Raw genomic sequence first — 24,800 nt, 5'->3', positions numbered from 1 at the left:
GGCGGCGGATTCGCGCCTAGATGGCGAGGAGAAGCGTGTCGTCCGGCTTCGGTGCGGCGGGCTGGAACGAGGGCAGGGGCTCGAAACCTTCTTCCGTCAATTCCGTCCGGGCAAGGCCGTCGAGCTTGAAATGGCCGAGCCGGCGCTCGTCGTCCGACCGCCAGTTCTTGCTCATGTTCAACGCGCTGACGAACAGGTCGCCATGGCGCTCGAACAGCAAATGCGGGGCCAGTTTCATCTGGTTGCCGTTATAATGGGCAAGGACCGCCTTTTGACGCGCAATCCCCTCCATAAGCTGCAATCGTGTCTCGCTCACTTTTTACCGTCCGCCATCTTATCGTTATTGTGCGTTGCAACATAATGCAGCGATGGCGGCAGTGACAAGAGGCAAAGTGTGCCGGCCGACGCATTTTTTTGCGCCGGCCCCGGGCTATTCCTTCGCGCCGGCCTGCCGGGCGACGAGCATCGCCGCCAGGCCTGTAAACAGTGCCGCCGCCGTCCCGGTTGCGCCCGCCGGGAAGATCAGCGCCATGCCCTGCGGCAAGGTCGCGATATTGGCGATGGCCGCAGCCGCGCCGACCAGGATGCTCGATATGGCGACGACCTTCGTCATCGCGGATGGCTCGCGCCAAAGGGCGAGGCCGAAGCCGATCCCGGCGAGTCCGATCAGCGCCTTGGCGAGAAAATAGAAGAAGAAGGCGCCGCTGACGATAATATCCAGCACCGGTTGCAGCTCCGCGCCGCCGGTAGCGGCCGGTTTGAACATGGCAAGGCCCATGCCGAGCTGGATGAGATTGAACGCGCCCGCCAGAGCAAGGGCGCCCCATGCCCAGGACATGGGGGCGCCGCGCGTCATCGCGACCAGCGCGGCGATCGCGATCAGCGCGAAGGCTGCAAGTTCGATCATCCAGACCGCGGCGATCTCGGCCCAACGTTCGGTGAAATAGGCGACGACATCGGCATGGGTCACGCCCGCCGCCGGATCGGACGGTTGCGGTCCGCCCAGCGTCGCCATGTAGAAGATTTGCGTCGCGATGCTGACGATCAGCGCGATGGCGATAATCGTGCCGGCGCCTTTGGTTGTCATGTCCATGGTTTCGTCCCCTTGCGCGTATTTTGTCGTGCTTCGCTGCGCCGGGGCGGAAGGTTACGCCCGGCATGCTTGACAGGCGCGGCATTCGCCCGTCCAATTCATGGATGGTCGATGCTGCCGCAGAAATTCCCGACGGCTTTGAACCGTTCACGCGCGAAAGCCCGCTGCTCGAGCCGTGGCGCCCGCTCTTTTGCCGGATGGAGCCGGACCGGCTGGTGATAGCGCTGACGGTGCGGGAGCCGCACTGCAATTCCCGCGGGACCGTCCATGGCGGGCTGTTCGCCGCGCTCGCCGATCAGGCGATGGGCATGTCGAGCGCCATCAAGCTGCGCGCGGCGGGGCAAAAGGTGCAGAATCTGTGGACCACCTCGATGACCGTCGACTATCTCGGTGTCGCGAAACAGGGGCAGTGGCTGGAGTTCGACACGCTGTTCTCGAAAGCCGGACGAAGCAATTGCCATGCCGAAGCCGATATCCGGGCCGACGGGAAAACCGTTGCCCGCGCACGCGCCGCGTTTCGCATCGTGCTGCTCTGACGAGGGCACGGGACCGGCGAACGCTTGCCTTGCGCCGCGCCGCTGCCTAGTCGAAGCGCAAACGTGAAGGGGTCAATAATGCGCGCATTCATCTTTCCGGGACAGGGCAGCCAGGTCGTCGGCATGGGCAGGGATCTGGCCGACGCCAGCGCGGCGGCCCGCGAAGTGTTCGAGGAGGTCGACGAGGCGCTCGGCCAAAATCTCTCCAAGCTGATGCGCGAAGGGCCGGAAGACGAACTGACGCTGACCGAGAACGCCCAGCCCGCGATCATGGCCAATGCCATCGCCGTGCTGCGCGTGCTGGAAAAGGAAGCCGGGATCGCGCTTGCGGGCACCGCCGATTTCGTCGCCGGTCACAGCCTTGGCGAATATACGGCGCTCTGCGCGGCGGGCGGCTTCGATCTCGCGACGACGGCGAAGCTGCTGAAGCGCCGCGGCCAGGCGATGCAGGCCGCGGTGCCGGTGGGCGAGGGGGCGATGGCGGTGTTCCTCGGCCTCGATTTCGATGCCGCCGAGGCGGTGGTCGAAGAAGCGGCCGAAGGCGATGTCTGCGTGATCGCCAACGACAATGCGCCCGGGCAGATCGTGATTTCGGGCCATTCCGCCGCCGTCGAACGCGCCTGCGATCTCGGCAAGGAACGCGGCGCGCGCCGGGCGATGCCGCTTGCCGTTTCCGCGCCGTTCCACTGCCCGCTGATGAAGCCGGCCGCCGACGCGATGAACGAGGCGCTGGAAACGGTCGAAATCCATCCGCTTGCCGCGATGCTCTACGCCAATGTCACCGCCTCGCCGGTCGGCGAGCATGAGGCGATCCGCGGGCTGCTCGTCGAGCAGGTGACGGCGATGGTCCGCTGGCGCGAGAGCATCGAGGAAATGGCGAAACAGGGCGTCACCCATTTCATCGAATTCGGCGGCAAGGTCGTCGCGCCGATGGTGAAACGCATCGCGCCCGAGGCCGACCAGACCAGCGTCGTTTCGATGGACGATGTCGAGGCGCTGGCGAAAATTCTGTAAGGAAAAATGATGTTCGATCTTTCAGGCAAAACCGCGCTGGTGACCGGCGCTTCGGGCGGCATCGGGTCCGCCATCGCCAAGGCGCTGGCCGCGCAGGGTGCGCGCGTCGCGCTGTCGGGTACGCGCGAGGACGCGCTGAAGGCCGTGGCGGCCGAGATCGGCGGCGATCCCGTGATCCTGCGGTGCGATCTTTCCGATCCCGAAGCCGTGGATGCGCTGGTGCCCGCTGCCGTCGAGGCGCTGGGGCAGCTCGATATCCTCGTCAACAATGCCGGGGTTACGCGCGATAATCTCGCGATGCGGATGAAGGACGAGGAATGGGACATGGTGATCCGGGTGAACCTGGAGGCCGGGTTCCGGCTCGCCCGCGCCGCGATCAAACCGATGATGCGCGCCCGCACGGGCCGGATCGTTTCGATCACCTCGGTGGTCGGCGCGACCGGCAATCCGGGCCAGGCCAATTATGCCGCCTCGAAAGCCGGGCTCGTCGGCATGTCGAAAGCGCTGGCGCAGGAAGTCGCGAGCCGCGGCATCACCGTCAATTGCATCGCGCCGGGTTTCATCACCTCGCCGATGACCGACGAACTGCCCGAGGCGCAGAAAGAGGCGCTTTTGGGCCGGATTCCAGCGGGAAAGCTGGGCGAAGGCGCGGACGTCGCCGCCGCCGCCGTCTATCTGTCGTCGGACGAAGCCGCTTATGTGACGGGACAAACCTTGCATGTGAACGGCGGAATGGCGATGTTATAGGCCTTCGAGAGGAATGAACGGGGCTTGCGCGCGAAAGCGCGGGCTACTAGGAAATTCGGGAATCAGAAAAGCAAAGGATAATTCATGAGCGACACCGCCGATCGTGTGAAAAAGATCGTCACCGAGCATCTCGGCGTCGAGGCCGACAAGGTGACCGAGGATGCCGCCTTCATCGACGATCTGGGTGCAGACAGCCTCGACATCGTCGAACTGGTCATGGCGTTCGAGGAAGAATTCGGCGTCGAAATTCCGGACGATGCCGCCGAGGACATCGCGACCGTGAAGGACGCGATCGCCTATATCGACAAGCAGAACGCCTGATTGCCGAAAACCCGGTAAACGGGGGCAATCATAGCCCGGTCAGCGACCGAGCCGAAATTTGTCAAAACGGCTCTCCGGCCTAGACGATCGGGGAGCCGTTTTTCTTCGCGTTGAGGAGTGTTTGAAATGCGCCGTGTAGTCGTCACCGGACTGGGTCTCGTCACGCCTTTGGGCGGCGATGTCGAAACCACATGGAAAAACCTGCTCGCCGGCAAGTCCGGCGCGGGCCAGATCACCCGGTTCGATCCCGTCGATCAGAAATGCACTATCGCCTGCGAAGTGAAGCCGCCGGAGCATGAATTCGGATTCGATCCGGGCTTGCGGGTCGATCACAAGATTCAGCGCCAGGTCGATCCGTTCATCATCTTCGGGATCGATGCCGCCGGCCAGGCGATCGAGGATGCCGGGCTCACGGACATGACCGAGGAAGAACGTTTCCGCGCCGGCGTTTCGATCGGTTCGGGTATCGGCGGGCTTCCCGGGATCGAAAGCGAATCGCTGCTGCTGGCCGAAAAAGGTCCCGGCCGCGTCAGCCCCCACTTCGTCCATGGTCGCCTCATCAACCTCATCTCCGGACAGGTGTCGATCAAATACGGCCTGATGGGCCCGAACCACGCCGTGGTCACCGCCTGTTCGACCGGCGCGCATTCGATCGGCGATGCCGCGCGGATGATCGCGCTCGACGATGCCGATGTCATGCTCGCCGGCGGGTCCGAATGCGCGATCTGTCCGATCGGCATCGCCGGCTTCGCGCAAGCCAGGGCGCTCTGCACCGATCGCAACGACGATCCGGAAGGGGCGAGCCGGCCCTATGACAAAGGCCGCAGCGGTTTCGTGATGGGCGAAGGCGCGGGTGTCGTCGTGCTGGAAGAATATGAACATGCCAAGGCGCGCGGCGCGAACATCTACGCCGAAGTCGTCGGCTATGGCCTGACGGGCGACGCCCATCATGTCACCGCGCCCCATCCCGAAGGGCTCGGCGCTTATCGCTCGATGGAAATGGCGATGCGCAAGGCCGGGATCGATGCCGCGGATATCGATTATATCAACGCGCACGGCACCTCGACCATGGCCGACCTGATCGAGCTGGATTCGGTCAAGCGCCTGTTCGGCGATGCCGCCGGCTCCCTGTCGATGAGCTCGACCAAATCGGCCATCGGCCACCTTCTGGGCGGCGCGGGCGCGGTCGAATCGATCTTCTGCATCCTTGCGCTGCGCGACCAGATCGTGCCGCCGACGCTCAATCTCGACGATCCCGAAGAAGGCACCGAAGGCATGGACCTCGTTCCGCACCAGGCGCGCGAACGCGAAGTGAAGGCCGTGCTCAACAACAGCTTCGGGTTCGGCGGCACCAATGCCAGCCTCGTGATGAAAGCCGTCTAGGCCAAGCCAATGTGGAAATTCGGTCGTATCGCGCTGGCGCTCCTTTCGGCCCTGGCGCTGTTCGGGGCGGTCGCGGTCTATGGGGGCTGGCACGGCGCCGGCCCGCTGGAAGAAGCGACGACGATCACGATCGACGACGGCGCGACGCTCACCGGCGCAGCGCACCGGCTGGAGGATGTCGGCGTGATCGCTTCGGCCGACCGGTTCCTGCTGTTTGCGCGTTTCCTGGGCGGCAACGCGCCGATCCGCGCCGGCGAATATGAAATGCCGGCCGAAGTCAGCCCCAGCGAAGTGCTGCGCATCCTGCAGGAAGCCGTACCCGTCCAGCGCTTCGTGACGGTTCCCGAAGGCATGCCTTCGGTGCTGGTGCACGACCGGTTGATGGCGAACGAACTGCTGACCGGAGACATCCCGGTTCCCGCCGAAGGATCGCTGCTCGCCGACAGCTACGCCTATGAGCGCGGGGAGAGCCGCGCTGCGGTCGTCGCCCGGATGCAGGCGGCGATGGAACGCGAACTGGCCCGGCTATGGGAAGCGCGCAGCCCCGACACGGTGGTCCGCAGCCCTCGCGAAGCCGTGATCCTCGCCTCGATCGTCGAAAAGGAGACCGGCGTCGCCGCGGAACGCCCGATCATCGCCGGCGTCTATTCGAACCGCTTGCGGATCGGGATGCGGTTGCAGGCCGATCCGACGATCATCTACCCGGTCACCCGGGGCCGCCCGCTGGGCCGCCGTATCCGGCGCTCGGAAATTGCCGCGGAGAACGGCTACAACACCTATGCCATGGACGGGCTGCCGCGCGGGCCGATCGCCAATGTCGGGCGTGAGGCGATCGAAGCGGTGCTCAATCCCGCCGAAACCGACGCGCTGTTCTTCGTCGCCAATGGCGAGGGCGGCCATATCTTTGCCGAAACCCATGCCGAGCATCGGCGCAATGTCGAGCGCTGGTATGCGATCCGCCGCCAGCGCGGCGAAATGTAGGCCGGGCGGCTGACGGCCTAGCGCAGCCAGCCGCGCTTGATGCCCTTATGGGCCATCCAGATTTCGAAAGCGGCGACGGTGATCACGATGATCGGGCTGATCGCGGCCATGGGACCGGCGACGGCGAGATAGTCGCTCAGCGCGAGCGTCCAGAAATGCTGGACGAGGACGCCGGCGAGCGAGAGGATGAACATCGACCGCGCCCACATTTTCCGGGCGATCAGGGCCGTCGAGCCGACCAGGCCAGCAAAGACGGCGATCGCGAAGGCGCCGGTCACCCAGGACGGTACGGTCGCGATGAAATTGTAAATGGCCTCATCTTCGACCTGCATCGCCAGCTGTTGCGGGCTGGCAAGCGAGAACATGAGATATTGGAATACGCCGAAACCGTTCCATACCAACAGGATAACGGCGGTTATTCGAAACCATGACGGCGGTTTGGCGCTGAGAACGGTGTTCACGGCAGCCCCCTTTTGTGCAGACCCAGCTACTCCCTACCGTAATCGGCGGAAAATGTGAATAAACTGGGGATAAGTACGGGGACTATAGTCTTAATCCGGTGATTTCCTCGAACCCTGCCATGATATTGAGGCTTTGGACCGCATTGCCCGCCGCGCCCTTGCCGAGATTGTCGAGCGCCGCGCATAGTCGGGCCTGGCCGGTCGCGGGATTGGCGAAGACCATGATTTCCAACCGGTCCGTGTCGGCGCAGCGTTCGAGGGTCACGAAGTCGAGCGCTGCGGTTTCGGCTTCGCCCAGCACGGTAACGACCCGGCTGCCGGCATAGGCCTCGGCCAGCGCGCCGCGCAGCGCGGGCGCGTCGGCCGCGATCGCCGAAAGGTGCAGCGGCACCTCCACGATCATGCCGCGATAGGTGTTGGCCACCGACGGCGAAAAGAGCGGTGCGGCGTCCAGGCCGGAATGTTCGTGCATCTCGGGAATATGCTTGTGCTGGAGCGCGAGCGCATAGTTGCGAAAGGCGGTCGGGGCGTCGCCGCTTTCGAATTCCGCGATCATCGCCTTGCCGCCGCCCGAATAGCCCGAGGTCGCATTGACCGTCACCGGATAATCGGCAGGCAACAGGCCGGCACGCACCAGCGGGCGGACCAGGGCGAGGAAGGTCGCCGCATAGCAGCCATGGTTGGAGACGCGCGCCGCGCCCGCGATTTCCTCGCGCCGTCCGGCCTCCAGTTCGGGGAAGCCGTAAACCCAGCCGGGCGTGGTCCGGTGCGCGGTCGAGGCGTCGATGATGCGGACATTCGCGCCCTCGGCCAGCGCCACGGCCGCGCGGGCCGCGTCGTCGGGCAGGCAGAGCACGGCGAAATCGGCGGCGTGGAGCGCATCGCGCCGCGCGCCTTCGTCCTTGCGCTCGGCATCGCCAAGCTCGATCAGCGCGATCTCTTCGCGCGCGGCGAGCCGATCGCGGATTTCGAGACCCGTCGTGCCGTGGCCGCCGTCGATAAAGACCGAAATAGTCATAGCTTCACCCTGCGTTTCGCGAGCACGGGCCTATTGTGCTTTTCGGCGATTCGCGCAACCGCCTGCGCCAGCGGCTCGCTCGTCACCGCGCCGGCATGGCCGCTGGCATGAAGCAGCGTCTCGCCATCGGTCATCATCCCGACATGGGCCGGGAAGAAGACGATATCCCCGCGCCGGAGCGGATCGCCCTCGGCGATGTCCGTGCCGATTGCCGCCAGCTGCAGGTCGCTGTCGCGCGGAACGGCAAGGCCCGCCATGCCAAAGGCGATCTGGACAAGCCCCGAGCAATCGATGCCGCGCGCGCTGCGTCCGCCGAGCAGATAGGGCGCGCCGATCAGGCTTTCAGCGATAGCGACGGGATCGTCGACCTTTTCGCCGATCGGCAGCAGGTCGGCGAGCGGGATCGATCCGGTTCCGGTATCGAGGATTTCGCCGTCGATCGTGCCGCCGACGCGGCTTGCGAGGAACAGCCCGCTCTCCGTTTGCGGCACCGCGACGACATGGCTCGGTTCGGATACCGGGCCCAGTGCATCGGGCCGCAGGAAGCCGACGAAACCGTCATGCGCGCCATAGCCCCAGGCCCAGCCATTCTCGTCCGCCAGCAGCGCGAAACGTTCGCCATGGAGAAGCTGCGATCCGAGCTCGGCCTCGTCGGACGGGTCGGCGCGAAGGTCGGCGACGGGCACGACGATCTGGCGTTTGGCCGGCGCGATATAATGGGGCAGGGCCAGCCGGTCGGCGAGCGCGATATCGGCGCGGTCGCCCCGAAAGGCGTGGATCCGTGGATCGAGCGCCGGCGTGCGGCCCAGGGAAAAGCTGGGACGCGAAACGCTAGGCCTTTTTGGCGGTTGCGGGTTTCCGGGCCTTGGGCTTGGCCGGCTGGAGGAGTTTTTCGAATCGTTCAAGAAAGCGCGCCCCGTTTCGTGTGTGGGCGATGATTACACTTCGACGGTCGTTTTCATCGCGCTGGCGCCGCAGATAGCCGAGTGCGGAGAGGGTATTCAAGGCGCGCGTGATGACGGGCTTGGATACCTTCAAGGTCGCGGCCAGGCCACGCACGGTATGCGGGCCGGGCGTGCGGTAGACGATTATCATCAGGGCCATCTGCCGGTTGGTGAGATCGGGCCGGCCGGAGCGGATATAGGCGACCAACGCTTCCATCCAGGTATCGAGGGGGCTCGAAGCCATTAGGCACTCCTGCTTCGCTTGGGGCCGCGGGCCCGGGCTACCGTATCAACCATCGAAGCGAGGCATTGTTTCATCGGCAAAGCCGTTCCCTGTCTTAGTCGTCCCTGTACCGCGCCTTCAGCATCTCCCAGCTCGCCCGCAGGCCCAGCGCCTCGCCGCCCTTGGGGCGCCCGGGCTTGGCCGCCGACCGCCAGGCGAAGGTATCGAAATGCGCCCAGAGCGTGCCCGGTTCGACGAATTTTCGCAGGAATATCGCCGCCGTCGTCGCGCCGGCCATCGGCACCGAGGAATTGTTGGAAAGATCCGCGATCTCGGATTTCATCCATTCCTCATAACCGTTCCAGATCGGCAGCCGCCAAACCGGATCGTCGATCGCCGAGCCCGCGCCGGAAAGCGCGGCGGCAAGTTCGTCATCGTCGGTGAACAGGGCGGGCAGGTCCGGCCCGAGCGCCGCGCGCGCCGCGCCCGTCAGCGTTGCGAAATCGATCATCAGGTCCGGACTGTCCTCGCACGCCTTGGCGAGCGCATCGCCCAGGATCAATCGTCCCTCCGCATCGGTGTTGCCGATTTCGACGCTCAGCCCCTTGCGGCTCTTGATGATGTCGCCGGGCCGGAAAGCATTGCCGGCGACGGCATTTTCGACCGCCGGGATCAGAAGGTGCAGGCGAACGGGCAGTTTGAGGCGCATGACCAGCAGGGCCAGCGCCAATGCATGGGCCGCCCCGCCCATATCCTTCTTCATCCAGCGCATGCCGGCCGCGCTCTTGATGTCGAGCCCGCCGGAATCGAAGACCACGCCCTTGCCGACGATGGCGAGGCGCGGATGCTTGTCGTGGCCCCATTCCAGCTCGATGAGCCTTGGCGCGCGGTCCTGCGTCGCCGCCCGGCCGACCGCGTCGATCATCGGATAGCCGTCGGCAAGACCCGCGCCCTTGGTTGTGGTGACTTTCCCGTCATGGTCGCGCGCGGCCTTTTCGACCGCGTCCTGCAATTCCGCCGGGCCGAGATCGCCGGCCGGGATATTGACGAGCGAGCGCACGAGATCGGTGGCCTCGGCGATCGCGACATATTCGTCGATCGGCGCGGGCTCGCCGGTGTGGAGGATGCGCTGCTGTTCGGGATCGGGCGCCTGCTTATAGTCGTCGAAGCGATATTGGGCGAGCAGCCAGCCGAGCGCCGCCTTGCCGGGCGTGCCCTCAGAAAGCCGGTAATCGCCCTCCGGCAGCGTCGCCGCCGCCTTGGCAAGGCACCAGGTGGAAAGCGCCTCGGGATCGGCGACGCCAAGCACGGCGGACCACTGGTCTGCCTTCTCGCCCGGCAGGATCGCGAGTTCGTAGCCCTTGCCGGCGAATGCCTGCGCGCGAACCGCTTCGCGTTCGCCTTCGGGGCGCGATTTCAGCCAGTCTTCGAACCCGGCCTCGTTGACGAGGTGGAGGTCGTGGGCCTGTTGGCCCTTGTCAGGCTTCAGCAGTGCGGCATAATCGGTCATAGATCGGATTTAGACACAACCGCGCGCGAACCCAAGCCCGTTCGCACATGCGCATCGGGGGGAGGGCGTTATGCGGCCGACACTATTCAGGAATCTAGCCATGATGCTGTTCGCGGCGATGCTCGCGGCCTGCACGATGGAAGGCATGATCGACAGGATGGTCGGGGAGGAAGACCAGGCCTTCGTCCAGCAATTCGTTTCGGACATGCGCGAGGGCGACATGGAGGCCCTGGAGGCCGTCATCGACCCCGATATCTGGAAGGAAAGCGCAGGCGAGTTCGAACAGGCCGCGGCATCCTATCCCGAAGGCGAGGGCGAAACCCGGATCATCAGCTACAGCATGAACAGCACCAGCCTTGGCGATAACGCGCCGACCAACAAGGAATTCACGCTGGTGACGACCGACGACAGCTATTGGACGGTCACGCGCATCAATACCTATCAGCGCGGCGGCAGCCCGACGGTTACCGCCTGGAGCGTCGAGGGCATGGACGAGCCGCCCGCCGAGATGGAAGCGCTCGAAACCGTGGGCACCGTGCTGACGGTGGCCGGAATCGGGCTCCTCATTTTCGTCGGGATCGTGATCTGGCTGGTCGTCTTCCTGGTCCGCCGGTCGAACCGCAAGTCTCGCGAACGGAGAAATGCCGGGATCAGCTAGGCCGGCATTTCCGGCACGCCGAACAGATCGTGCTCGTCGGCGTCTTCGATCCTCACATCGACCATATCGCCGGCTTCCAGCCCGTGGGCGTCGCGCAGATGGACTTCACCGTCGATTTCGGGGGCATCGGCCTGCGAACGGCCGGTTGCGCCGCCTTCGCCGTCGGCCACGTCGATGATCACCTTGCGCATACTGCCGATCTTGGCCTGGAGCTTGGCGGCGGAGATCGCGGCACATTTCTCCATCAGGCGCGCGTAACGCTCCTCGGTCACTTCGTCCGGCACGGCATCGGGCAGGGCGTTGGCCTGCGCGCCTTCGACCGGTTCGAAGCGGAAGGCGCCGACGCGGTCGAGCTGGGCCTCGTCGAGCCAGTCGAGCAGATATTGGAAATCCTCCTCGGTTTCGCCCGGAAAACCCGCGATGAAGGTCGAACGGATAGTGAGATCGGGGCAGATGGCGCGCCACTTGGCGATCCGCTCCAATACCTTGGCCTCGTTGGCCGGTCGCTTCATGGCTTTCAGGATGCGCGGCGAGGCATGCTGGAAGGGAATATCGAGATAGGGCGTGATCAGTCCCTCGGCCATCAGCGGAATGACCTGATCGACATGCGGATAGGGATAGACATAGTGGAGGCGGACCCAGACCGGGTTTTCGGCCGTGCCGAGCTTGCCGAGTTCGCGGGCAAGGTCGGTCATATGCGCGCGGACGTCTCCGTCTTTCCACGGCCATGAGGCGTGTTTCAGGTCGAGCCCGTAAGCCGAGGTGTCCTGGCTGATGATCAGCAGTTCCTTCGTCCCGGCCGCGACCAGCTTTTCCGCCTCGCGCAGCACGGCGTCCGGCCGGCGGCTGACAAGATCGCCGCGGATCGAAGGGATGATGCAGAAGGCGCAGCGATGGTTGCAGCCCTCGGAAATCTTCACATAGCTGTAATGGCGCGGCGTGAGCTTCAGCCCCGCTTCCGGGACGAGATCGACATAGGGCGAAGGCGGCATCGGCGCGGCTTCGTGCACGGCGCCGACAACCTCTTCATATTGCTGCGGCCCGGATACGGCGAGCACATCGGGGAAGCGCGCGCGGATGACGTCCGCTTCCTTGCCCATGCAGCCCGTCACGATGACGCGGCCATTCTCGGCGATCGCCTCTCCGATCGCTTCGAGGCTTTCCTCCTTGGCGCTGTCGAGAAAGCCGCAGGTGTTGACGAGCACCACGTCCGCGCCGTCGAAATCGGGCGACAGGCCATAGCCGTCGGAGCGCAGCTTGGTGAGGATGCGTTCGGAATCGACAAGCGCCTTGGGGCAGCCGAGCGATACCATGCCGACCTTGGGCGGGGAGGGAATTCGGGTTGCCATGATGCGGCGCGGCATAGGCCGATTTGCGGGGATTGTCACTTGGTTTGAGAACGGCCGTTCGCCGATATTTTTGCGCGCCGATTTTGTGATATGCTGCACGGATAACAAGAAGGAGGGGAGCGATGGATATCTTTGCGGTAAACTGGCTGGCCGTCATCCTGGCCGCAGCAGCGGGTTTCGTGGTCGGCGGCCTTTGGTACGGGCCGCTATTCGGCAGGCTGTGGATGTCGGCGGCGGGCATTTCCGAAGACGATATGAAAAACTCGACCGGCGCGGACATGGCGCGGCGCTACGGCTTCACATTCCTGCTGAGCCTGCTCGCTTCATGGACGCTGGCCCATGTCTTCGCCACCTATCCGGATCTGGCGTTCGGCGTGATGGTGATGACGGCCTTCGGCGTTGCACTCGGCTTCATCGTGCCGGCCCTGTGGACCAATTATCTGTTCCAGGGCGCGAAACGGACGCTATTCCTGGTCGATGCCGGCTATTGGCTGGTCTTTTACACGGTGATGGGCAGCGTCCACGCCGCGTTTGCCTGACTGGAGGCTAAATCTCTTCGGGCTTGCCGACGATCTCGACGATCAGGTCGCCCTCCAGGATCTGTTTGGCTTCCTCTTCCCAGAAGCCGAAGGGCTTGCCGTTGCGGTAGATGCGCACGCCGAGGCCGGTCTGGATCGCGCCCAGCGGCAGGCCTTCCTCCATATGGGTCGCCATGCGTTCGCGCAGGGCCACGCGGCCCGTCGCCGAGGCGAGATCGGCCATATAGTCGGAAATATGCGGGCCGTGGCAGGATCCGGCAAGCAGCAGCCCGGCAAAGCTGACCGGGTTGATGACGTTGGTAGCGCCGGCCTGGCGCGCCAGCCGCTCATTGTCCGATGCGCGGACAAGGACGCTGATCGCAAGCTTGGGCGCCAGCGCGCGCGCCGTCAGCACGACAAGGATCGAGGTATCGTCGCGGCCGGCCGATACGATCATCGCCCGGGCGCGCTCGACGCGCACCTGGCGCAAGGTCTTGTCGCGCGAGGCATCGCCCTCCATCACGTTGCAGCCGCGCCGCTCGGCCGCTTCCAGCCGTCCGTGATCGCCGTCGATGACGACGATCTCGGTCGGGTCGATGCCGCGTTCCAGCAGTTCGTCGACCGCTTCGGAGCCCGAAATGCCGAACCCGGCGACCACGATATGGTTGTGAAGATTTTTCTGGATGATGCTCATGCGCCAGCGGCTCCAGCTCTTTTGTAGCAGAAAATCATAGGCCGTTCCGAGAAAGATCAGCCAGATGAAAAGGCGGATAGGGGTGACGAGTACGGCCTCGAACAGCCGCGCGCGGTCCGACACCGGCACGATATCGCCATAGCCGACGGTCGTGATCGTCACCATCGTGAAATAGAGGACGTCGGGAAAGCTGATATTGCCGTCCGAATGATCGACATAGCCCGCGCGGTCGAACCAGTGGACGCCGATCGCGATGCCGACGAGGAAGAACACGACCGCGGCGCGCAGGACGAGCGACATCCAGCGCGATAGCCCGCTCTTGCGGCGGATTTCGCCCGTCGTTTCCTGTTGGGGTTGGCGGCGATCGAACATCATCACTATCCGAGATCCGGCAGATGGAGCGCCGGGTCAACCGGCTGGCGATTGCGGCGGATTTCGAAATGGAGCTGCGGACGATCGACCTGGCCGGTGTCGCTGGCGCGGGCGATCATCTGGCCGCGCTCGATGCGCTGGCCGCGGGCGACCTGCAAATCCTCCAGATGGGCATAGGCGGTGATCCAGCCGTCGCCGTGGCTCAGCAGCACCAGCCCGCCATGCACCTGGATTTCGTCGCCGGCATAGAGCACGACGCCCTCGGCCGAGGCGAGGACCGGCGTGCCGCGGGCGGCGGCGATGTCGATGCCGTTGTTGCGCAGCCCCTCGGTGCCGCCGACGCCGAAGCGCGAGAGGATCGGGCCGGTCATCGGCCAGCCGAACCGTCCCGCGAAATTGGCCGGCGAGCGAACGGCGGCGTCGGGCGGTAGCACCCGTTCGGCGGTACGGACCGGCGGGGTCGTCGCTTCGTTTTCGGCCAGGGCCGGTTCGCCGCCCGTCACGATATCGTCGATATCGAGATCGAAAGCGGCCGCCCGCTGTTCGCGCGTCATCGACGAGACTTCGGCTTCGCTGGGCAGCCGGATACGCTGGCCCACGCGCAGGATATAGGGTTCGTCCAATTGGTTCAGCGTTACGACCCGGGACCAGTCGACCCCATAAGCGCGGGCGATGGCGATGCCGGTCTCGCCGCGGCGAACCTCATGATAGCGGCCCCCCGGGATATCGAGCGTCTGCCCGGGCCGGATCAGATAGGGCGGCGGAAGCGCGTTCGCGCGGGCGATGGCGTCGACACCGGCGCCGGTCTGCCGCGCTATGCCGCTCAGCGTGTCGCCGGGCTGCACCGTGTAGCGGGTCGCCTGGACGGTGTCGGCATTGGCGAAAACGGATTGTGCGCGCCAGACCGGCTCCTGCGCCGTCGGTTGCACGCTGGCGGGCGGGGACGGCGATGGCGGAGGGGCCACTCCGGGCGGTGCCGAGGCCGGAATGCAGGCGCTGAGCAAAAGCGCCGATGCCATCGGCAAAATCCATGGTGCCCGCCCTCGCATCCGCCGCTCTTACCACGATTTCCGGGCGTTTCCAGCGTCGCCGAGGCGTCGGCCGGGGATGGCGGCGGTCAATGCGTCAGTCGAAAATCGTGCCGAGCGCGGCGAGCGACTCATGATGGGTCATGTCGAGGTGCAGCGGCGTGACCGCGATATAGCCGTCGGCGATCGCCTCGAGGTCCGTCGAATGTTCGTGCGTACCGACCATCGGGCCCAGCCCGAACCAGTAATAGGGAAAACCGCGCGGATCTTTGTTTTCCACGATCCGCAAACGCCCGTAATCGCGCATGCCCTGGCTCACGGTGCGGATGCCCTCGATCTCCGCGGCGGGCAGCGCCGGAAAATTGACGTTGATCAGCGTGCGCGGCGGAAACCGGTAATCGAGCAGGGGTTTCAGCACCTTGCCGCCCCAGGCCTCGGCGGCGGAGAAAGGCACATTATTGCCCATCGCCTCGGCCGCGTAGCATTGGCTGAGCGCGATCGAGGGAACGCCGGCGAGCGCCCCTTCCATCGCCGCAGAGACCGTGCCCGAATAGGTCACGTCCTCGGCCAGGTTTGCGCCGCGATTGACGCCGGAAAGAAGGAGGTCGGGCGGATTGTCCTTCATGACGAGGCCGAGCCCCATCATCACCGCGTCGGTCGGCGTGCCGGTGACGCTGTAGCGTTTCTCGCCGAGCTGGCGGAGCCGCAGCGGCTGCGTCAGGGTCAGCGAATGGCCGGCGCCCGATTGCTCCTCGGCGGGCGCGACCACCCAGATATCGTCGCTTATCGTCGCTGCGATCTTTTCGAGAACCGCAAAACCCGGTGCGTAGATGCCGTCGTCATTGGACAGAAGGATGCGCATCAGCGTGCAGGCTCCAGCAGTTCCATTCCGCCCATATAGGGCCGCAATGCGTCCGGAACGATGACGGAACCGTCGGCCTGCTGACCGTTTTCAAGAATCGCGACGAGCATCCGCCCGACGACGAGCCCCGATCCGTTGAGGGTGTGGACGAAGCGCGTGCCCTTGGTTTCGCCTTCGGGGCGGTAGCGCGCATTCATCCGCCGCGCCTGGAAATCCCGGCAGGTCGAGCAGCTGGAAATCTCGCGATAGGCGCCCTGGCCCGGCAGCCAGACTTCGAGATCGTAGGTCCGGGCGGCACCAAAGCCGAGATCGCCGGTGCACAGCTCGATCCGGCGGTAGGGCAGGCCGAGTTTTTCGAGAATGTCCTCGGCGCAGCCGGTCATCCGCTCATGCTCGGCGTCGGAGGCTTCGGGCGTCGTTATCGAGACCATCTCGACCTTTTCGAACTGGTGCTGGCGGATATAGCCGCGCGTATCCTTGCCCGCCGCGCCGGCTTCGGACCGGAAGCAGGAGGTGAGCGCGACGAAGCGCAGGGGTAGCGCGTCTTCGGCCAGGATGTCGCCGCGCACGATATTGGTCAGGCTCACTTCGGCGGTGGGGATCAGCCAGCGGCCATCGGTCGTCTGGAACAGGTCTTCGGCGAATTTCGGCAGCTTGTCCGCGCCATACATGGATTCGTCGTTGACGAGCAGCGGCGGATAGACCTCTTCATAGCCATGATCGCCGGAGAGCGTAACGAGCCCGAACTGGCCGAGCGCGCGGTGAAGCTTGGCGATCTGGCCGCGCACCAGGGTGAAGCGCGCACCGGACAGCTTGACCCCGGTCTCGAAATCGAGGCCGAGCGGCGGGCCGAGATCGGCATGGTCCTTCGCCTCGAAATCGAAGGCGGGAAGATCGCCTATCGTCTTCAGCTCGACATTCTCGTCTTCGCTGGCACCATCGGGCACGGCCTCGGCCGGGATATTGGGTAGCGCGGCAAGGATCGCCTCGATCTGCTCGGCGAGCGCCTTCTGCTCGTCCTCGATTTCCGGCAGGCGCTTCTTGAGGTCGCCCACTTCTGCCATCAGCGCCTGCGCGGTCTCTTCGTCGCCCTGCGCCTTGGCCTGGCCGATCGCTTTCGAAGCCTCGTTGCGCCGCGCCTGGCCCTGTTGCAGCTCGGTCAGCAGGGCGCGGTTCGCTTCGTCGCGGGAAAGGATGTCCGCCGCTACGGGATCGAGCCCGCGTCTCGCCATGGCCGCGTCGAAGGCGTCGGGATTTTCGCGGATTAATCTGAGGTCGTGCATGGCTGCGCGCTATGGCTTTCCGGCCGTTCCAGCGCAACCCTGAAGCGGTTGGCGCGTTGAAGGGTAAAGCAAGGAGAAAAGCCGATGCGAATACCCAACGACACATGCATATTGGTTGCCGATGGCCGGAAGATGCTGTTTTTCCGCAACGAAGGCGATGCCGATTATCTGCAGCTCGAACTCGAAACCAAACGGACGCAGGACAATCCCCCCAACCGGGAACACAAGACGGATTCGGCCGGGCGGAATTTCTCCAGCGCCGGCCCGCGGCGCAGCAAGATGCAGGAAACCGATTTCCACCAACTGGAAGAGGATCGATTTGCCGCCGAAACCGCCGACCTGCTCTACAAGCGCGCCCATGCCGGCGAGATCGAGAAGCTGTTGATCGTGGCACCGCCCCGCACCTTGGGCGAATTGCGCAGACATTATCATCGCGAAGTGGAGGAGCGGCTTGTCGGAGAGATCGACAAGGACCTGACCGGGCATAGCGTCGCCGATATCGAAAAGGCGATTCTCAACGCCGGATAGGGCGCCGCACGCGCACAAAAAAATGGCGCGGTCCAAAGGGGTAGGACCGCGCCATTCTCTCGTCTGTCAGACGAAACGGTTAAGCATTCTGCTTCTTTTTCCGCCGCAACCGCCGCCGCGCGACGAGCGTGCCGGCGCCTGCGCCGAACAGCAGCAGCATGCCCGGTGCCGGGACGTCGGTGCCGCTGCTCGAACCGTGGCTCGACGAACCCCAGCTCGACGAACCCCAGCTCGAAGATCCGTGGCTGCTGGAACCGTGGCTGGAAGAGCCGCGGCTGCTGGAGCCATGGCTGGACGAGCCGAAGCTCGATGAGCTGCTGGTCGCGCCGCTCGACGTCGAGGAGCTGGTCGACGAGCTCGTCGAACTGGATGTGGACGAGCTGGACGAGGAACTGGTCGAGCTCGATGTCGACGAAGAGGTGCTGACATTGCCCGAGCTGCTGCTGGTCGAGCTGACATTGCCCGAACTCGTGCTGGTCGAGCTGCCGCCGGTGGAGGTGGAACTGCCACCCGTCGATGTCGAGGTGGAGCTACCGCCGGTGGAGGTGGAGCTACCGCCCGTGGAATTCTCGTTCTTGATGATGATATCGCCTTCGCGGACGAAGAAGCCGCCGCCGCCGGAAGAGGATCCGCCGCCGCCGAAAAAGCCTCCGAAGAAACCGCCGCCACCGCCGCCATAGCCGCCGCTGCCGCCGATCACGCCGCCATAGCCGCCACCGCCGCCAAAGCTCGGCACTTCGCCGATAAAGGGCGCGGGAGGCGGTACCTCGTACACCGCCGGCATCGGCGGGGGGCCGGCGACCTGGTTGGTCACGCTGACCACGGTCGGTGTTTGCGGACAGCTCGTCGTCGTGGTGACGCGGCGCACGCGACGAACCTGGCGTCGGGCCGGGGCGCGGTGGCCGATCTGGCGGGCGCCGACGACGCGCGGCTGCTGTGCGCGAACCTCGGTCGGGCCTTCGGCAACATGCACTGCGCCGCCGCCGACGAGCGCGCCGCCGCATGCGCAGGCGCAAAGTTTTGCAAGAGCCATTCTGACAGACATGGGTTTCTCTTCCCTTTTGTTCTGAGCGCGGGCCCGACGTCTCGGCGACGGATGCGACCCTTTGCTCGGCACCCGGAGAAGGCCCCAATATTAATCGGAGCGCAATATCGTTAACCATGATTATCGCGGTTAATCAGTGTTTTGCGGCGAATCCGCTCTAACAAAAATGGTTAATGTCCCGTTGAGGGTCACATCGTTAGGGCCGGGATGAGGCCGCGTTGTCCGCAATTAAGGTAAATGCGGCTGCGGCATTGCGGCCACGCCGTAGCGGCTTCGTCGATTCGCGGCTTGTGTGCGCCGATAGGGCTGAGTATAGGCGCGCGCCGTAAGGGTGGTTCGGGCGCTTGATTCGAGCATGCCCCGGGATCGCGAATGTCATTGGTGCCGCTTTGCGGCCGGGGAGGTGAAAATGGCTACGGTAATGCGATCATCTGAGAAGAAGAAATCCGTTCCCGCCAATGACGACGCCACCGCGATCGCGGTGGACGGCCCGCCGCTCGATCACGACGCGCCTTTTATGGGCGAAAGCCATCAGCGCTATTTCAAAAACAAGTTGCTCGCCTGGAAGGCCGGCCTTTTGGAAGACGTCAACGGCACGCGCGAACAGCTGCGCGAAGGGCCGATGCGCGAACCCGATGCCACCGACCGCGCGTCCAGCGAAACCGACTGGTCGATCGAGCTGCGCCGCCGCGACCGCCAGCGCAAGCTGGTGTCCAAGATCGACGCGGCGCTGCGCCGCCTCGAAACCGGGGAATATGGCTATTGCCTGGTAACCGGCGAACCGATCGCGCTGGCGCGCCTCGATGCCCGCCCGATTGCGACGATGACGGTGGAGGCGCAGGAGCGCCACGAACGGAACGAAAAGCTGACCCGCGAAGACTAGATTTCGGCGGGTTTTTTAACGCCCGCTAATGGGCGCCGAGCTGTTCCTTTATCCGCAGTTTCTGTTTCTTGAGATCCGCGAGCCGGATCTGGTCGGGAGAGGGGCGCTGCAATTCCGCTTCGATCTTTTTGTCGAGGCCGGCATGCTTGGCGGCCAGGGCGGTTTCATGAGCGTTTTCCATTACTCTCTCCTGGGCGGTTGAACGGGTGCAAAGGTAACCCGATTCCTGCCTTGCTGTCTGCCCCTTTATTCACGCCGCGCGACAATCCGTGGCCTTGCATCCACAGGGCGTTGATGACATCGCAATTGCCATGGAAGAAGCGATCCTGCGCGTGAAACTCGCGGCGTTGAAGTCGGAGCATCGCGATCTCGACGACGCGATCGACGTGCTTTTGGAGCAGGCTTCGCAGGACCAGCTCCAGCTCGCCCGGCTGAAGAAGCGCAAGCTGCGGCTGAAAGACGAAATCTCGGAGATCGAAGACCGGCTTCTGCCCGATATCATCGCCTGATTTCGGCCGCCCGGAAGCCCACAAAAAGGGCCGGCCCGAGTTGCCCCGGACCGGCCCCCTGCGAGCGAAAAGCCGCAATCGGAAACGCTCGGCCTTAAGCGGCTTCGCGATCCTCGTTCTTGACCGCTTCGATCTTGGGCTGGCCGCCGATGGCGATCTTGCGCGGCCGCTTCTCTTCGGGAATCTCGCGGACGAGATCGATGTTGAGAAGGCCGTTTTCATAGCCCGCATCGGTCACCTGGATGGTGTCGGCGAGTTCGAAACGGCGCTCGAAGGCGCGGGTGCCGATACCGCGATGGAGGAATTCGCGGGTTTCCTCCTCTTCGCGTTCGGAAACGCGGCCCGACACGATCAGCACATTTTCATGCACCGTCACGTCGAGATCGTCTTCGCCGAAACCGGCCACCGCCATCGAGATGCGATAGGCGTCTTCGCCGACTTTCTCGATATTATAGGGCGGATAGGCCGAGCCTTCGCCGCGGGTGGCGGCATCGACGAGGCGATTGAGATTTTCATAGCCGATCGAGGACCGGAGCAGGGGAGCGAAATCAAAACTACGCATGGCAAAATCCTTTCGTTAAGCGATTTTGTGGTTGTTGGGGCCGTGCGGAAACGCCCGCAGGGCCTGTCCTTGCCGCCCCTCAAAAGGCGACGGCGCCGACACGGGCGAGATGGGAATTCGACGCCCGATTTCAAGAGCCCGCGGACCGGTTTTGCGGTGCCCCGGAGAGGGACAATCGGCGTTAACCCCATCCATTGGCGCTGTTTGCGCTTGGAGACTCGCAAGCGGCTGTGGCACAGTATCTGGCTATGGCCGAAACCGTCTCCGAGAACCGCCTGACCCGCAAGCTCGTCGACTCGCTCTATGTCGAGGCGATGGTGCTGGCCGACGAGGCGCGCGCCTATTTCGAGGATCACGGCGTCACCGCGCGGGACCAGCTCTCGCCCGCGACCCGGGTCGGCTATGCCGTCGAGAGCCTGAAGGTGACGACGCGGATCATGCACGTCATCGCCTGGCTGCTCACCTGGCGCGGCGAAGCGGCGGGCGAGATCGACGCCGAAACCGCCCGGCGCCCGGATCGCCGCCTCGGCGAAGCGGGCACGACCGACGCCGCGGCCACCGAGCAGTTCCCCGAAGGCGCGCAGCAGCTGATCGTCGCCAGCACGGATCTTTACGACCGCGTCCGCCGGCTGGAACGCGAACTCATCGATCCGCCCGAACGCCAGCGGCCGAGCCCGGCGCGCAGCCTGCTCGGACGGCTGGAGCGGGCCTTCTAGTCCTGTCCCGCCCGGGCTAGCGCATCTTCGCCGCCAGCTCTTCCTTCGCCGCTGCATATTCCGCAGCCAGCCGGTCGATCCGGTCCGCGACGCTTTCCACCGCGGCCACCGCGCCGATGCCCTGGCCCGAACCCCAGATATCCTTCCACGCCTTCGCCTTGGGCGCATTGCCGGATCCGAAATTCATCGTCTTCAGGTTGCCCTCGGGCAGCGCATCGGGATCGAGCCCCGCCGCCTCGATGGAGCCGCGCAGATAATTGCCGTGCACGCCGGTGAAGAGGTCCGAATAGACGATGTCCGCGGCGCGCCCTTCGACGATGCCCTGTTTATAGCCGTCCATCGCGACGGCTTCCTCGGTCGCGATAAAGGCCGATCCCATATAGGCGAGATCCGCGCCCATCGCCTGCGCGCCGAGGATCGCGTGCCCGCTGGCGATCGCCCCGGAAAGGATCAGCGGCCCATCGAACCATTGCCGGATTTCGCCGACCAGCGCGAAGGGCGAGATGGTGCCGGCATGGCCGCCCGCGCCCGCGGCGACGGCGATGATTCCGTCCGCGCCTTTCTCGATGGCTTTCCGCGCGAAGCGATCGTTGATGATGTCGTGCAGCGCGATGCCGCCCCAGCCATGCACGGCCTGGTTCAGCTCCTCGCGCGCGCCCAGCGAGGTGATGGTGATCGGCACCTGCCATTTCTCGCAGGTCGCGAGATCGGCCTCCAGCCGGTCGTTCGATTTATGGACGATCTGGTTGACCGCGAAGGGCGCCGCCGGCCGGTCCGGATGATCGCGGTTATGCGCGGCCAGCGCCTCGGTGATCTCGTGCAGCCATTCGTCGAGCAGGGATTGCGGCCGCGCGTTCAGCGCCGGGAAGGAGCCGACAATGCCGGCCTTGCACTGGGCGATGACGAGCGCGGGCTGGGAGATGATGAACAGCGGCGCGCCGATAAGGGGCAGCCGCAGCGGATCGAAGAGGGGCGATGGAAGTGTCATTTCAGTTGTGTAGCGAAACGCATTTGGCAGGCAAGCCGCTAATTTCGATAGTGCGGGTGCAGCACGCGTGCGGACCGAAAGGTCATGAAGGTCAGCATATGTAGCCGCACAATGCGCCGCCTTATTTCGCGGCCCGGAAATTATATTCCAGGCGATCATGTTTCGCGCGGCCGTGCCGCGCCGCCATCCGGTCCATCGTGCTGAGCGCCGCGCGCAGCAGGGAATTGTCGTAGCGCCGCCGCACGCCGATCTGCTTGCCGCGATAGAAGACCGGCTCCGGCACGCCGTCCGTCGCCCGTTCGATAGCGCAATCGAGAGCCATGCCCTGGCCCATGGCGAGCGCGGCGTCCCAGGCGCGGCGGAAGCTTGCGGCATCGTCGCGGTCGCGCAGCCGATAGGCGGATTTGGGCGATTTGCCGACCGCCTCGGCGGCCGCTTTCACCAGCCCGATGCGGGAAAGCGCGTCGATAAAGCGATATTGCCGCTCGGGCGTCCACCCGTCGTGCCGCGCGCGGACGGGAACCGGCTTGAAGGCGAGCGGATTATCGGGGTCGAGGGGAGGGGGCCGGTCCATCGACCAGCTTATGCCTGATTCGGGTGCGTGTAGGACAGGGAAAACTATGAACCCACGCCCGGTAGAGATCGAAGGGATAGCCGCCGCCTGCCGACCGGCGGGCACAAGGCCGTAAGGTTTCGTGTCAGGCCGGGGCTTTCGTTATTCCCCTTTCTTGCCGCTTTCGGCGAATCCCTTTTTTCCGCTTTCCGCGAATCCCACCTTTTCGCCGCCGATGCCATCGAGCTGGCCGATGGCCGCTCCGGAAACGTCGATCGCCTGGGATGCCCCGCCCTGAACATTGTCGAGATCAGCGTCGCCAAGTTCCACGATTTTCTTGTCCGTCATAGTCAGCTCCTCGAAGCAATTGCCATGGTGCGACCCGGTATCCGGTATTTGATATCACGGGATGTGTCGCTGGTCACAGATTATTGCGGGGAGCCGGCGGCTACCGCCGAGTGGCCGATGGCGGGTATATGGCGGGTATCCGGCGAACGCGCCGATGCCGTGTCGTTCAGGGAGAAAAACGAGGGCATTGGCCTCCGCGGATATGGGAGCGTCCGCGGAGGCCTTGCCGCTAGCTGCCTTGCGACATCTCGACGGTTTCGAGCGCCTGCTGGACGCAGCGGCGCGCTTCGTTGCGGCTGTTGAGATCGAAGCCGTATCCGGTTCCGCACACTTCGCGCGCGGCCCAGCGCAGGCGGCGGTCCAGACGGTCCCGGTCGGCCTGGTTGCCGAGATCGAGATCGCCGGTACGGATCTCGATCCGGGAGACTATCGGCTCCCCCTGCGGCGCGGCAGCGACCGGCAGGGAAGCGCCGCAAATAAGGATGGCGGCCAGGATCGTGCGAAAGGTCTTCGTCGTTGCAAAAGTCATGTGTCGGTCCCTCAATCGAATGGGACGGCATCGAATGCCGGCGGCCGGGCCGGGCGCTCTTCCATCGTGTGACGGCAAAACGCCCATGACCCGGTGCCGGCGATGGTTCGATCCCGGTACCCGTGTCTTGTTATGTGTTCAGTTTCCCGGCCAGCGACCGGTTGAGGGGCATTTATTATGGGGGCGTTGTAGGCATCGTTGTACGAAGCGTGGAAATTGCAGGGGGAAGGCATTTTTTGCGTCGAAGGGGCAATTCGTGCCGTCCTGACCCCGGGATACAGTCCGGGTGAGGGGCGGGCAGTCTTGACTCATCTGCATCAATTCCATAATTCTCGAAATATGGAAACGACTCGACCCAGCCCCGAAACCATCGTCGCCGCCTTGGCCGCGCTCGCGCAGGAGCATCGGCTCGCCGTGTTCCGCGCGCTCGTCCAGGCGGGGCCGGAGGGAATGGCGGCGGGGGCGATTGCGGAGCGGCTCGGCGTGCCGGCCTCTTCGCTGTCCTTCCATCTCGCCCAGTTGCGCCATGCCGGGCTCATCACCCAGCGGCGCGAGGGGCGGAGCCTGATCTACGCCGCCGACTATGCCGCGATGAACGGCCTGGTCGGTTACCTGATGGAAAATTGCTGCGGCGGCGCGGGATGCGTCGATACGCTGTCCGATACCCTGGAAAGGATCGCCTCATGAAACGCCTGCATGTGCATGTCGGGGTCGCCGATCTCGACGCCTCGATCGCCTTCTACTCGCAGTTTTTCGGCGCGGAGCCGGTGGTGACCAAGGGCGATTACGCCAAGTGGATGCTCGAGGATCCGCGCGTCAATTTCGCGATCTCGACCGGCGCCGAACGCGCGCCGGGGATCGCCCATCTCGGCGTGCAGGCCGAGGACGAGACGGAACTGGCCGAGGTGTACGGCCGGCTGGAAGCGGCCGGGCGGCCCGTGCTCGAGGAGGGCGCGACGACCTGCTGTTATGCGCAATCGGAGAAAAGCTGGATCGCCGATCCCGACAATATCGTCTGGGAGGCCTTCCTCACCAATGGCGAGGCGACCTTCTACGGCACCGGGCCTTCGCGCGACGCGGTGGTGGCGGCGACCGGAGACGCGGGCGACCATGGCGCCCGTTGCTGCGGCTGAGGCGACATTTG

Annotated in this window: 33 protein-coding genes; 15 read left to right on the top strand and 18 right to left on the bottom strand. The window is 64.8% G+C overall.

Annotated elements, in window-relative coordinates; all coding sequences use genetic code 11:
* Positions 1–16: 16 nt before the first annotated feature.
* Both H6P80_RS11175 and H6P80_RS11170 read right to left on the bottom strand, forming a co-directional pair.
* A complete protein-coding gene (locus H6P80_RS11175) occupies positions 17–316 on the bottom strand; it encodes a hypothetical protein (RefSeq protein ID WP_328804996.1) in 300 nt (99 codons plus the stop codon).
* A gap of 114 nt (positions 317–430) precedes the next feature.
* On the bottom strand, positions 431–1,093 hold the full coding sequence (locus H6P80_RS11170; RefSeq protein ID WP_185801453.1) for a hypothetical protein: 663 nt from the start codon (positions 1,091–1,093) through the stop codon (positions 431–433).
* A gap of 65 nt (positions 1,094–1,158) precedes the next feature.
* On the opposite strand from H6P80_RS11170, the gene H6P80_RS11165 reads away from it, so the two are divergent.
* The 6 genes from H6P80_RS11165 to mltG all read left to right on the top strand — a co-directional run bounded on the left by H6P80_RS11165 (position 1,159) and on the right by mltG (position 6,075).
* Positions 1,159–1,629, top strand: a complete 471-nt coding sequence (locus H6P80_RS11165) for a PaaI family thioesterase (RefSeq protein ID WP_221892990.1) — start codon at positions 1,159–1,161, stop codon at positions 1,627–1,629.
* A 78-nt stretch (positions 1,630–1,707) separates the two neighbouring features.
* Entirely contained in the window at positions 1,708–2,643 is a 936-nt protein-coding gene (gene fabD, locus H6P80_RS11160) for an ACP S-malonyltransferase (RefSeq protein WP_185801452.1), read from the top strand.
* A gap of 9 nt (positions 2,644–2,652) precedes the next feature.
* Complete coding sequence (gene fabG / locus H6P80_RS11155; RefSeq protein ID WP_185801451.1) at positions 2,653–3,390, top strand: 3-oxoacyl-[acyl-carrier-protein] reductase; 738 nt, start codon at positions 2,653–2,655, stop codon at positions 3,388–3,390.
* Positions 3,391–3,474: 84 nt separating this feature from the next.
* The gene (locus tag H6P80_RS11150) at positions 3,475–3,711 is read left to right on the top strand and encodes an acyl carrier protein (protein ID WP_176874255.1); all 237 of its coding nucleotides are present in this window, start codon (positions 3,475–3,477) and stop codon (positions 3,709–3,711) included.
* Between the two features lie 126 nt (positions 3,712–3,837).
* Complete coding sequence (fabF, locus tag H6P80_RS11145) at positions 3,838–5,094, top strand: beta-ketoacyl-ACP synthase II (protein ID WP_185801450.1); 1,257 nt, start codon at positions 3,838–3,840, stop codon at positions 5,092–5,094.
* A gap of 9 nt (positions 5,095–5,103) precedes the next feature.
* Positions 5,104–6,075: an endolytic transglycosylase MltG gene (gene mltG, locus H6P80_RS11140; RefSeq protein WP_185801449.1), complete on the top strand. Its 972-nt coding sequence runs from the start codon at positions 5,104–5,106 to the stop codon at positions 6,073–6,075.
* A gap of 17 nt (positions 6,076–6,092) precedes the next feature.
* Here the strand turns inward: mltG and H6P80_RS11135 are convergent, their stop codons facing one another.
* The 5 genes from H6P80_RS11135 to H6P80_RS11115 form a co-directional block, all read right to left on the bottom strand.
* Complete coding sequence (locus H6P80_RS11135; RefSeq protein WP_185801448.1) at positions 6,093–6,536, bottom strand: hypothetical protein; 444 nt, start codon at positions 6,534–6,536, stop codon at positions 6,093–6,095.
* An 82-nt stretch (positions 6,537–6,618) separates the two neighbouring features.
* Positions 6,619–7,554 carry an N-acetyl-gamma-glutamyl-phosphate reductase gene (gene argC / locus H6P80_RS11130; protein WP_185801447.1) on the bottom strand — a complete coding sequence of 312 codons (936 nt, stop codon included), beginning with the start codon at positions 7,552–7,554 and terminating at the stop codon, positions 6,619–6,621.
* The gene (locus tag H6P80_RS11125) at positions 7,551–8,459 is read right to left on the bottom strand and encodes a C40 family peptidase (protein WP_185801446.1); all 909 of its coding nucleotides are present in this window, start codon (positions 8,457–8,459) and stop codon (positions 7,551–7,553) included. Before H6P80_RS11125 ends, argC begins: the two co-directional genes overlap by 4 nt.
* Positions 8,386–8,742 carry a MarR family transcriptional regulator gene (locus H6P80_RS11120; RefSeq protein ID WP_235973871.1) on the bottom strand — a complete coding sequence of 119 codons (357 nt, stop codon included), beginning with the start codon at positions 8,740–8,742 and terminating at the stop codon, positions 8,386–8,388. The genes H6P80_RS11125 and H6P80_RS11120 overlap by 74 nt, the downstream gene beginning before the upstream one ends.
* Positions 8,743–8,836: 94 nt before the next feature.
* Positions 8,837–10,231, bottom strand: a complete 1,395-nt coding sequence (locus tag H6P80_RS11115; protein WP_185801445.1) for a leucyl aminopeptidase family protein — start codon at positions 10,229–10,231, stop codon at positions 8,837–8,839.
* A gap of 100 nt (positions 10,232–10,331) precedes the next feature.
* On the opposite strand from H6P80_RS11115, the gene H6P80_RS11110 reads away from it, so the two are divergent.
* Complete coding sequence (locus tag H6P80_RS11110) at positions 10,332–10,889, top strand: hypothetical protein (RefSeq protein WP_185801444.1); 558 nt, start codon at positions 10,332–10,334, stop codon at positions 10,887–10,889.
* On the opposite strand, the gene rimO is transcribed toward H6P80_RS11110, so the two are convergent.
* A complete protein-coding gene (gene rimO, locus H6P80_RS11105) occupies positions 10,886–12,238 on the bottom strand; it encodes a 30S ribosomal protein S12 methylthiotransferase RimO (protein WP_185801443.1) in 1,353 nt (450 codons plus the stop codon). The genes H6P80_RS11110 and rimO overlap by 4 nt on opposite strands.
* Positions 12,239–12,360: 122 nt before the next feature.
* On the opposite strand from rimO, the gene H6P80_RS11100 reads away from it, so the two are divergent.
* The gene (locus H6P80_RS11100) at positions 12,361–12,777 is read left to right on the top strand and encodes a DUF1761 domain-containing protein (protein WP_185801442.1); all 417 of its coding nucleotides are present in this window, start codon (positions 12,361–12,363) and stop codon (positions 12,775–12,777) included.
* A gap of 7 nt (positions 12,778–12,784) precedes the next feature.
* Here H6P80_RS11100 and H6P80_RS11095 read toward each other — a convergent pair whose 3' ends face one another.
* The 4 genes from H6P80_RS11095 to serS form a co-directional block, all read right to left on the bottom strand.
* Positions 12,785–13,825, bottom strand: coding sequence for a potassium channel family protein (locus H6P80_RS11095; RefSeq protein WP_235973924.1), 1,041 nt, complete (start codon positions 13,823–13,825; stop codon positions 12,785–12,787).
* A 2-nt stretch (positions 13,826–13,827) separates the two neighbouring features.
* Positions 13,828–14,841, bottom strand: a complete 1,014-nt coding sequence (locus tag H6P80_RS11090; RefSeq protein ID WP_185801441.1) for a M23 family metallopeptidase — start codon at positions 14,839–14,841, stop codon at positions 13,828–13,830.
* A 106-nt stretch (positions 14,842–14,947) separates the two neighbouring features.
* Entirely contained in the window at positions 14,948–15,712 is a 765-nt protein-coding gene (gene surE, locus H6P80_RS11085) for a 5'/3'-nucleotidase SurE (RefSeq protein ID WP_185801440.1), read from the bottom strand.
* Complete coding sequence (serS, locus tag H6P80_RS11080) at positions 15,712–16,995, bottom strand: serine--tRNA ligase (protein WP_185801439.1); 1,284 nt, start codon at positions 16,993–16,995, stop codon at positions 15,712–15,714. Before serS ends, surE begins: the two co-directional genes overlap by 1 nt.
* 84 nt (positions 16,996–17,079) lie before the next feature.
* Here serS and H6P80_RS11075 point away from each other — a divergent pair, with 84 nt between their 5' ends.
* From H6P80_RS11075 to dksA, 3 genes are all read left to right on the top strand, one after another.
* On the top strand, positions 17,080–17,523 hold the full coding sequence (locus tag H6P80_RS11075) for a host attachment family protein (RefSeq protein ID WP_185801438.1): 444 nt from the start codon (positions 17,080–17,082) through the stop codon (positions 17,521–17,523).
* Between the two features lie 158 nt (positions 17,524–17,681).
* On the top strand, positions 17,682–18,203 hold the full coding sequence (locus H6P80_RS11070; protein WP_185801437.1) for a hypothetical protein: 522 nt from the start codon (positions 17,682–17,684) through the stop codon (positions 18,201–18,203).
* A gap of 774 nt (positions 18,204–18,977) precedes the next feature.
* Positions 18,978–19,451, top strand: coding sequence for an RNA polymerase-binding protein DksA (dksA, locus tag H6P80_RS11065; RefSeq protein WP_185801436.1), 474 nt, complete (start codon positions 18,978–18,980; stop codon positions 19,449–19,451).
* A gap of 25 nt (positions 19,452–19,476) precedes the next feature.
* Here dksA and H6P80_RS11060 read toward each other — a convergent pair whose 3' ends face one another.
* The gene (locus tag H6P80_RS11060) at positions 19,477–19,632 is read right to left on the bottom strand and encodes a YdcH family protein (RefSeq protein ID WP_185801435.1); all 156 of its coding nucleotides are present in this window, start codon (positions 19,630–19,632) and stop codon (positions 19,477–19,479) included.
* A 130-nt stretch (positions 19,633–19,762) separates the two neighbouring features.
* Between H6P80_RS11060 and H6P80_RS11055 the strand changes: the two genes are divergently transcribed.
* Complete coding sequence (locus H6P80_RS11055; protein WP_185801434.1) at positions 19,763–19,960, top strand: YdcH family protein; 198 nt, start codon at positions 19,763–19,765, stop codon at positions 19,958–19,960.
* Positions 19,961–20,054: 94 nt separating this feature from the next.
* On the opposite strand, the gene H6P80_RS11050 is transcribed toward H6P80_RS11055, so the two are convergent.
* Complete coding sequence (locus H6P80_RS11050; RefSeq protein WP_185801433.1) at positions 20,055–20,522, bottom strand: Hsp20 family protein; 468 nt, start codon at positions 20,520–20,522, stop codon at positions 20,055–20,057.
* Between the two features lie 248 nt (positions 20,523–20,770).
* On the opposite strand from H6P80_RS11050, the gene H6P80_RS11045 reads away from it, so the two are divergent.
* Entirely contained in the window at positions 20,771–21,238 is a 468-nt protein-coding gene (locus tag H6P80_RS11045; protein WP_185801432.1) for a DUF1465 family protein, read from the top strand.
* A 16-nt stretch (positions 21,239–21,254) separates the two neighbouring features.
* Here the strand turns inward: H6P80_RS11045 and H6P80_RS11040 are convergent, their stop codons facing one another.
* The 4 genes from H6P80_RS11040 to H6P80_RS11025 form a co-directional block, all read right to left on the bottom strand.
* A complete protein-coding gene (locus tag H6P80_RS11040; RefSeq protein WP_185801431.1) occupies positions 21,255–22,226 on the bottom strand; it encodes an NAD(P)H-dependent flavin oxidoreductase in 972 nt (323 codons plus the stop codon).
* A 121-nt stretch (positions 22,227–22,347) separates the two neighbouring features.
* Positions 22,348–22,800 carry a hypothetical protein gene (locus H6P80_RS11035; protein ID WP_185801430.1) on the bottom strand — a complete coding sequence of 151 codons (453 nt, stop codon included), beginning with the start codon at positions 22,798–22,800 and terminating at the stop codon, positions 22,348–22,350.
* Positions 22,801–22,941: 141 nt separating this feature from the next.
* The gene (locus tag H6P80_RS11030) at positions 22,942–23,127 is read right to left on the bottom strand and encodes a hypothetical protein (protein ID WP_185801429.1); all 186 of its coding nucleotides are present in this window, start codon (positions 23,125–23,127) and stop codon (positions 22,942–22,944) included.
* Positions 23,128–23,356: 229 nt separating this feature from the next.
* Positions 23,357–23,656, bottom strand: a complete 300-nt coding sequence (locus H6P80_RS11025) for a UrcA family protein (protein ID WP_185801428.1) — start codon at positions 23,654–23,656, stop codon at positions 23,357–23,359.
* Between the two features lie 339 nt (positions 23,657–23,995).
* Between H6P80_RS11025 and H6P80_RS11020 the strand changes: the two genes are divergently transcribed.
* Together H6P80_RS11020 and H6P80_RS11015 are read left to right on the top strand one after the other, a co-directional pair.
* On the top strand, positions 23,996–24,343 hold the full coding sequence (locus H6P80_RS11020; RefSeq protein ID WP_185801427.1) for an ArsR/SmtB family transcription factor: 348 nt from the start codon (positions 23,996–23,998) through the stop codon (positions 24,341–24,343).
* Positions 24,340–24,789 carry an ArsI/CadI family heavy metal resistance metalloenzyme gene (locus H6P80_RS11015; RefSeq protein WP_185801426.1) on the top strand — a complete coding sequence of 150 codons (450 nt, stop codon included), beginning with the start codon at positions 24,340–24,342 and terminating at the stop codon, positions 24,787–24,789. Before H6P80_RS11020 ends, H6P80_RS11015 begins: the two co-directional genes overlap by 4 nt.
* Positions 24,790–24,800: the final 11 nt, after the last annotated feature.

The sequence above is a fragment of the Parasphingopyxis marina genome (assembly GCF_014237875.1).
GTDB classification, from domain to species: Bacteria; Pseudomonadota; Alphaproteobacteria; order Sphingomonadales; family Sphingomonadaceae; genus Parasphingopyxis; species Parasphingopyxis marina.
Note: the sequence above shows the minus strand (reverse complement) of the source record. Positions and strands in the feature narration are given on the sequence as shown.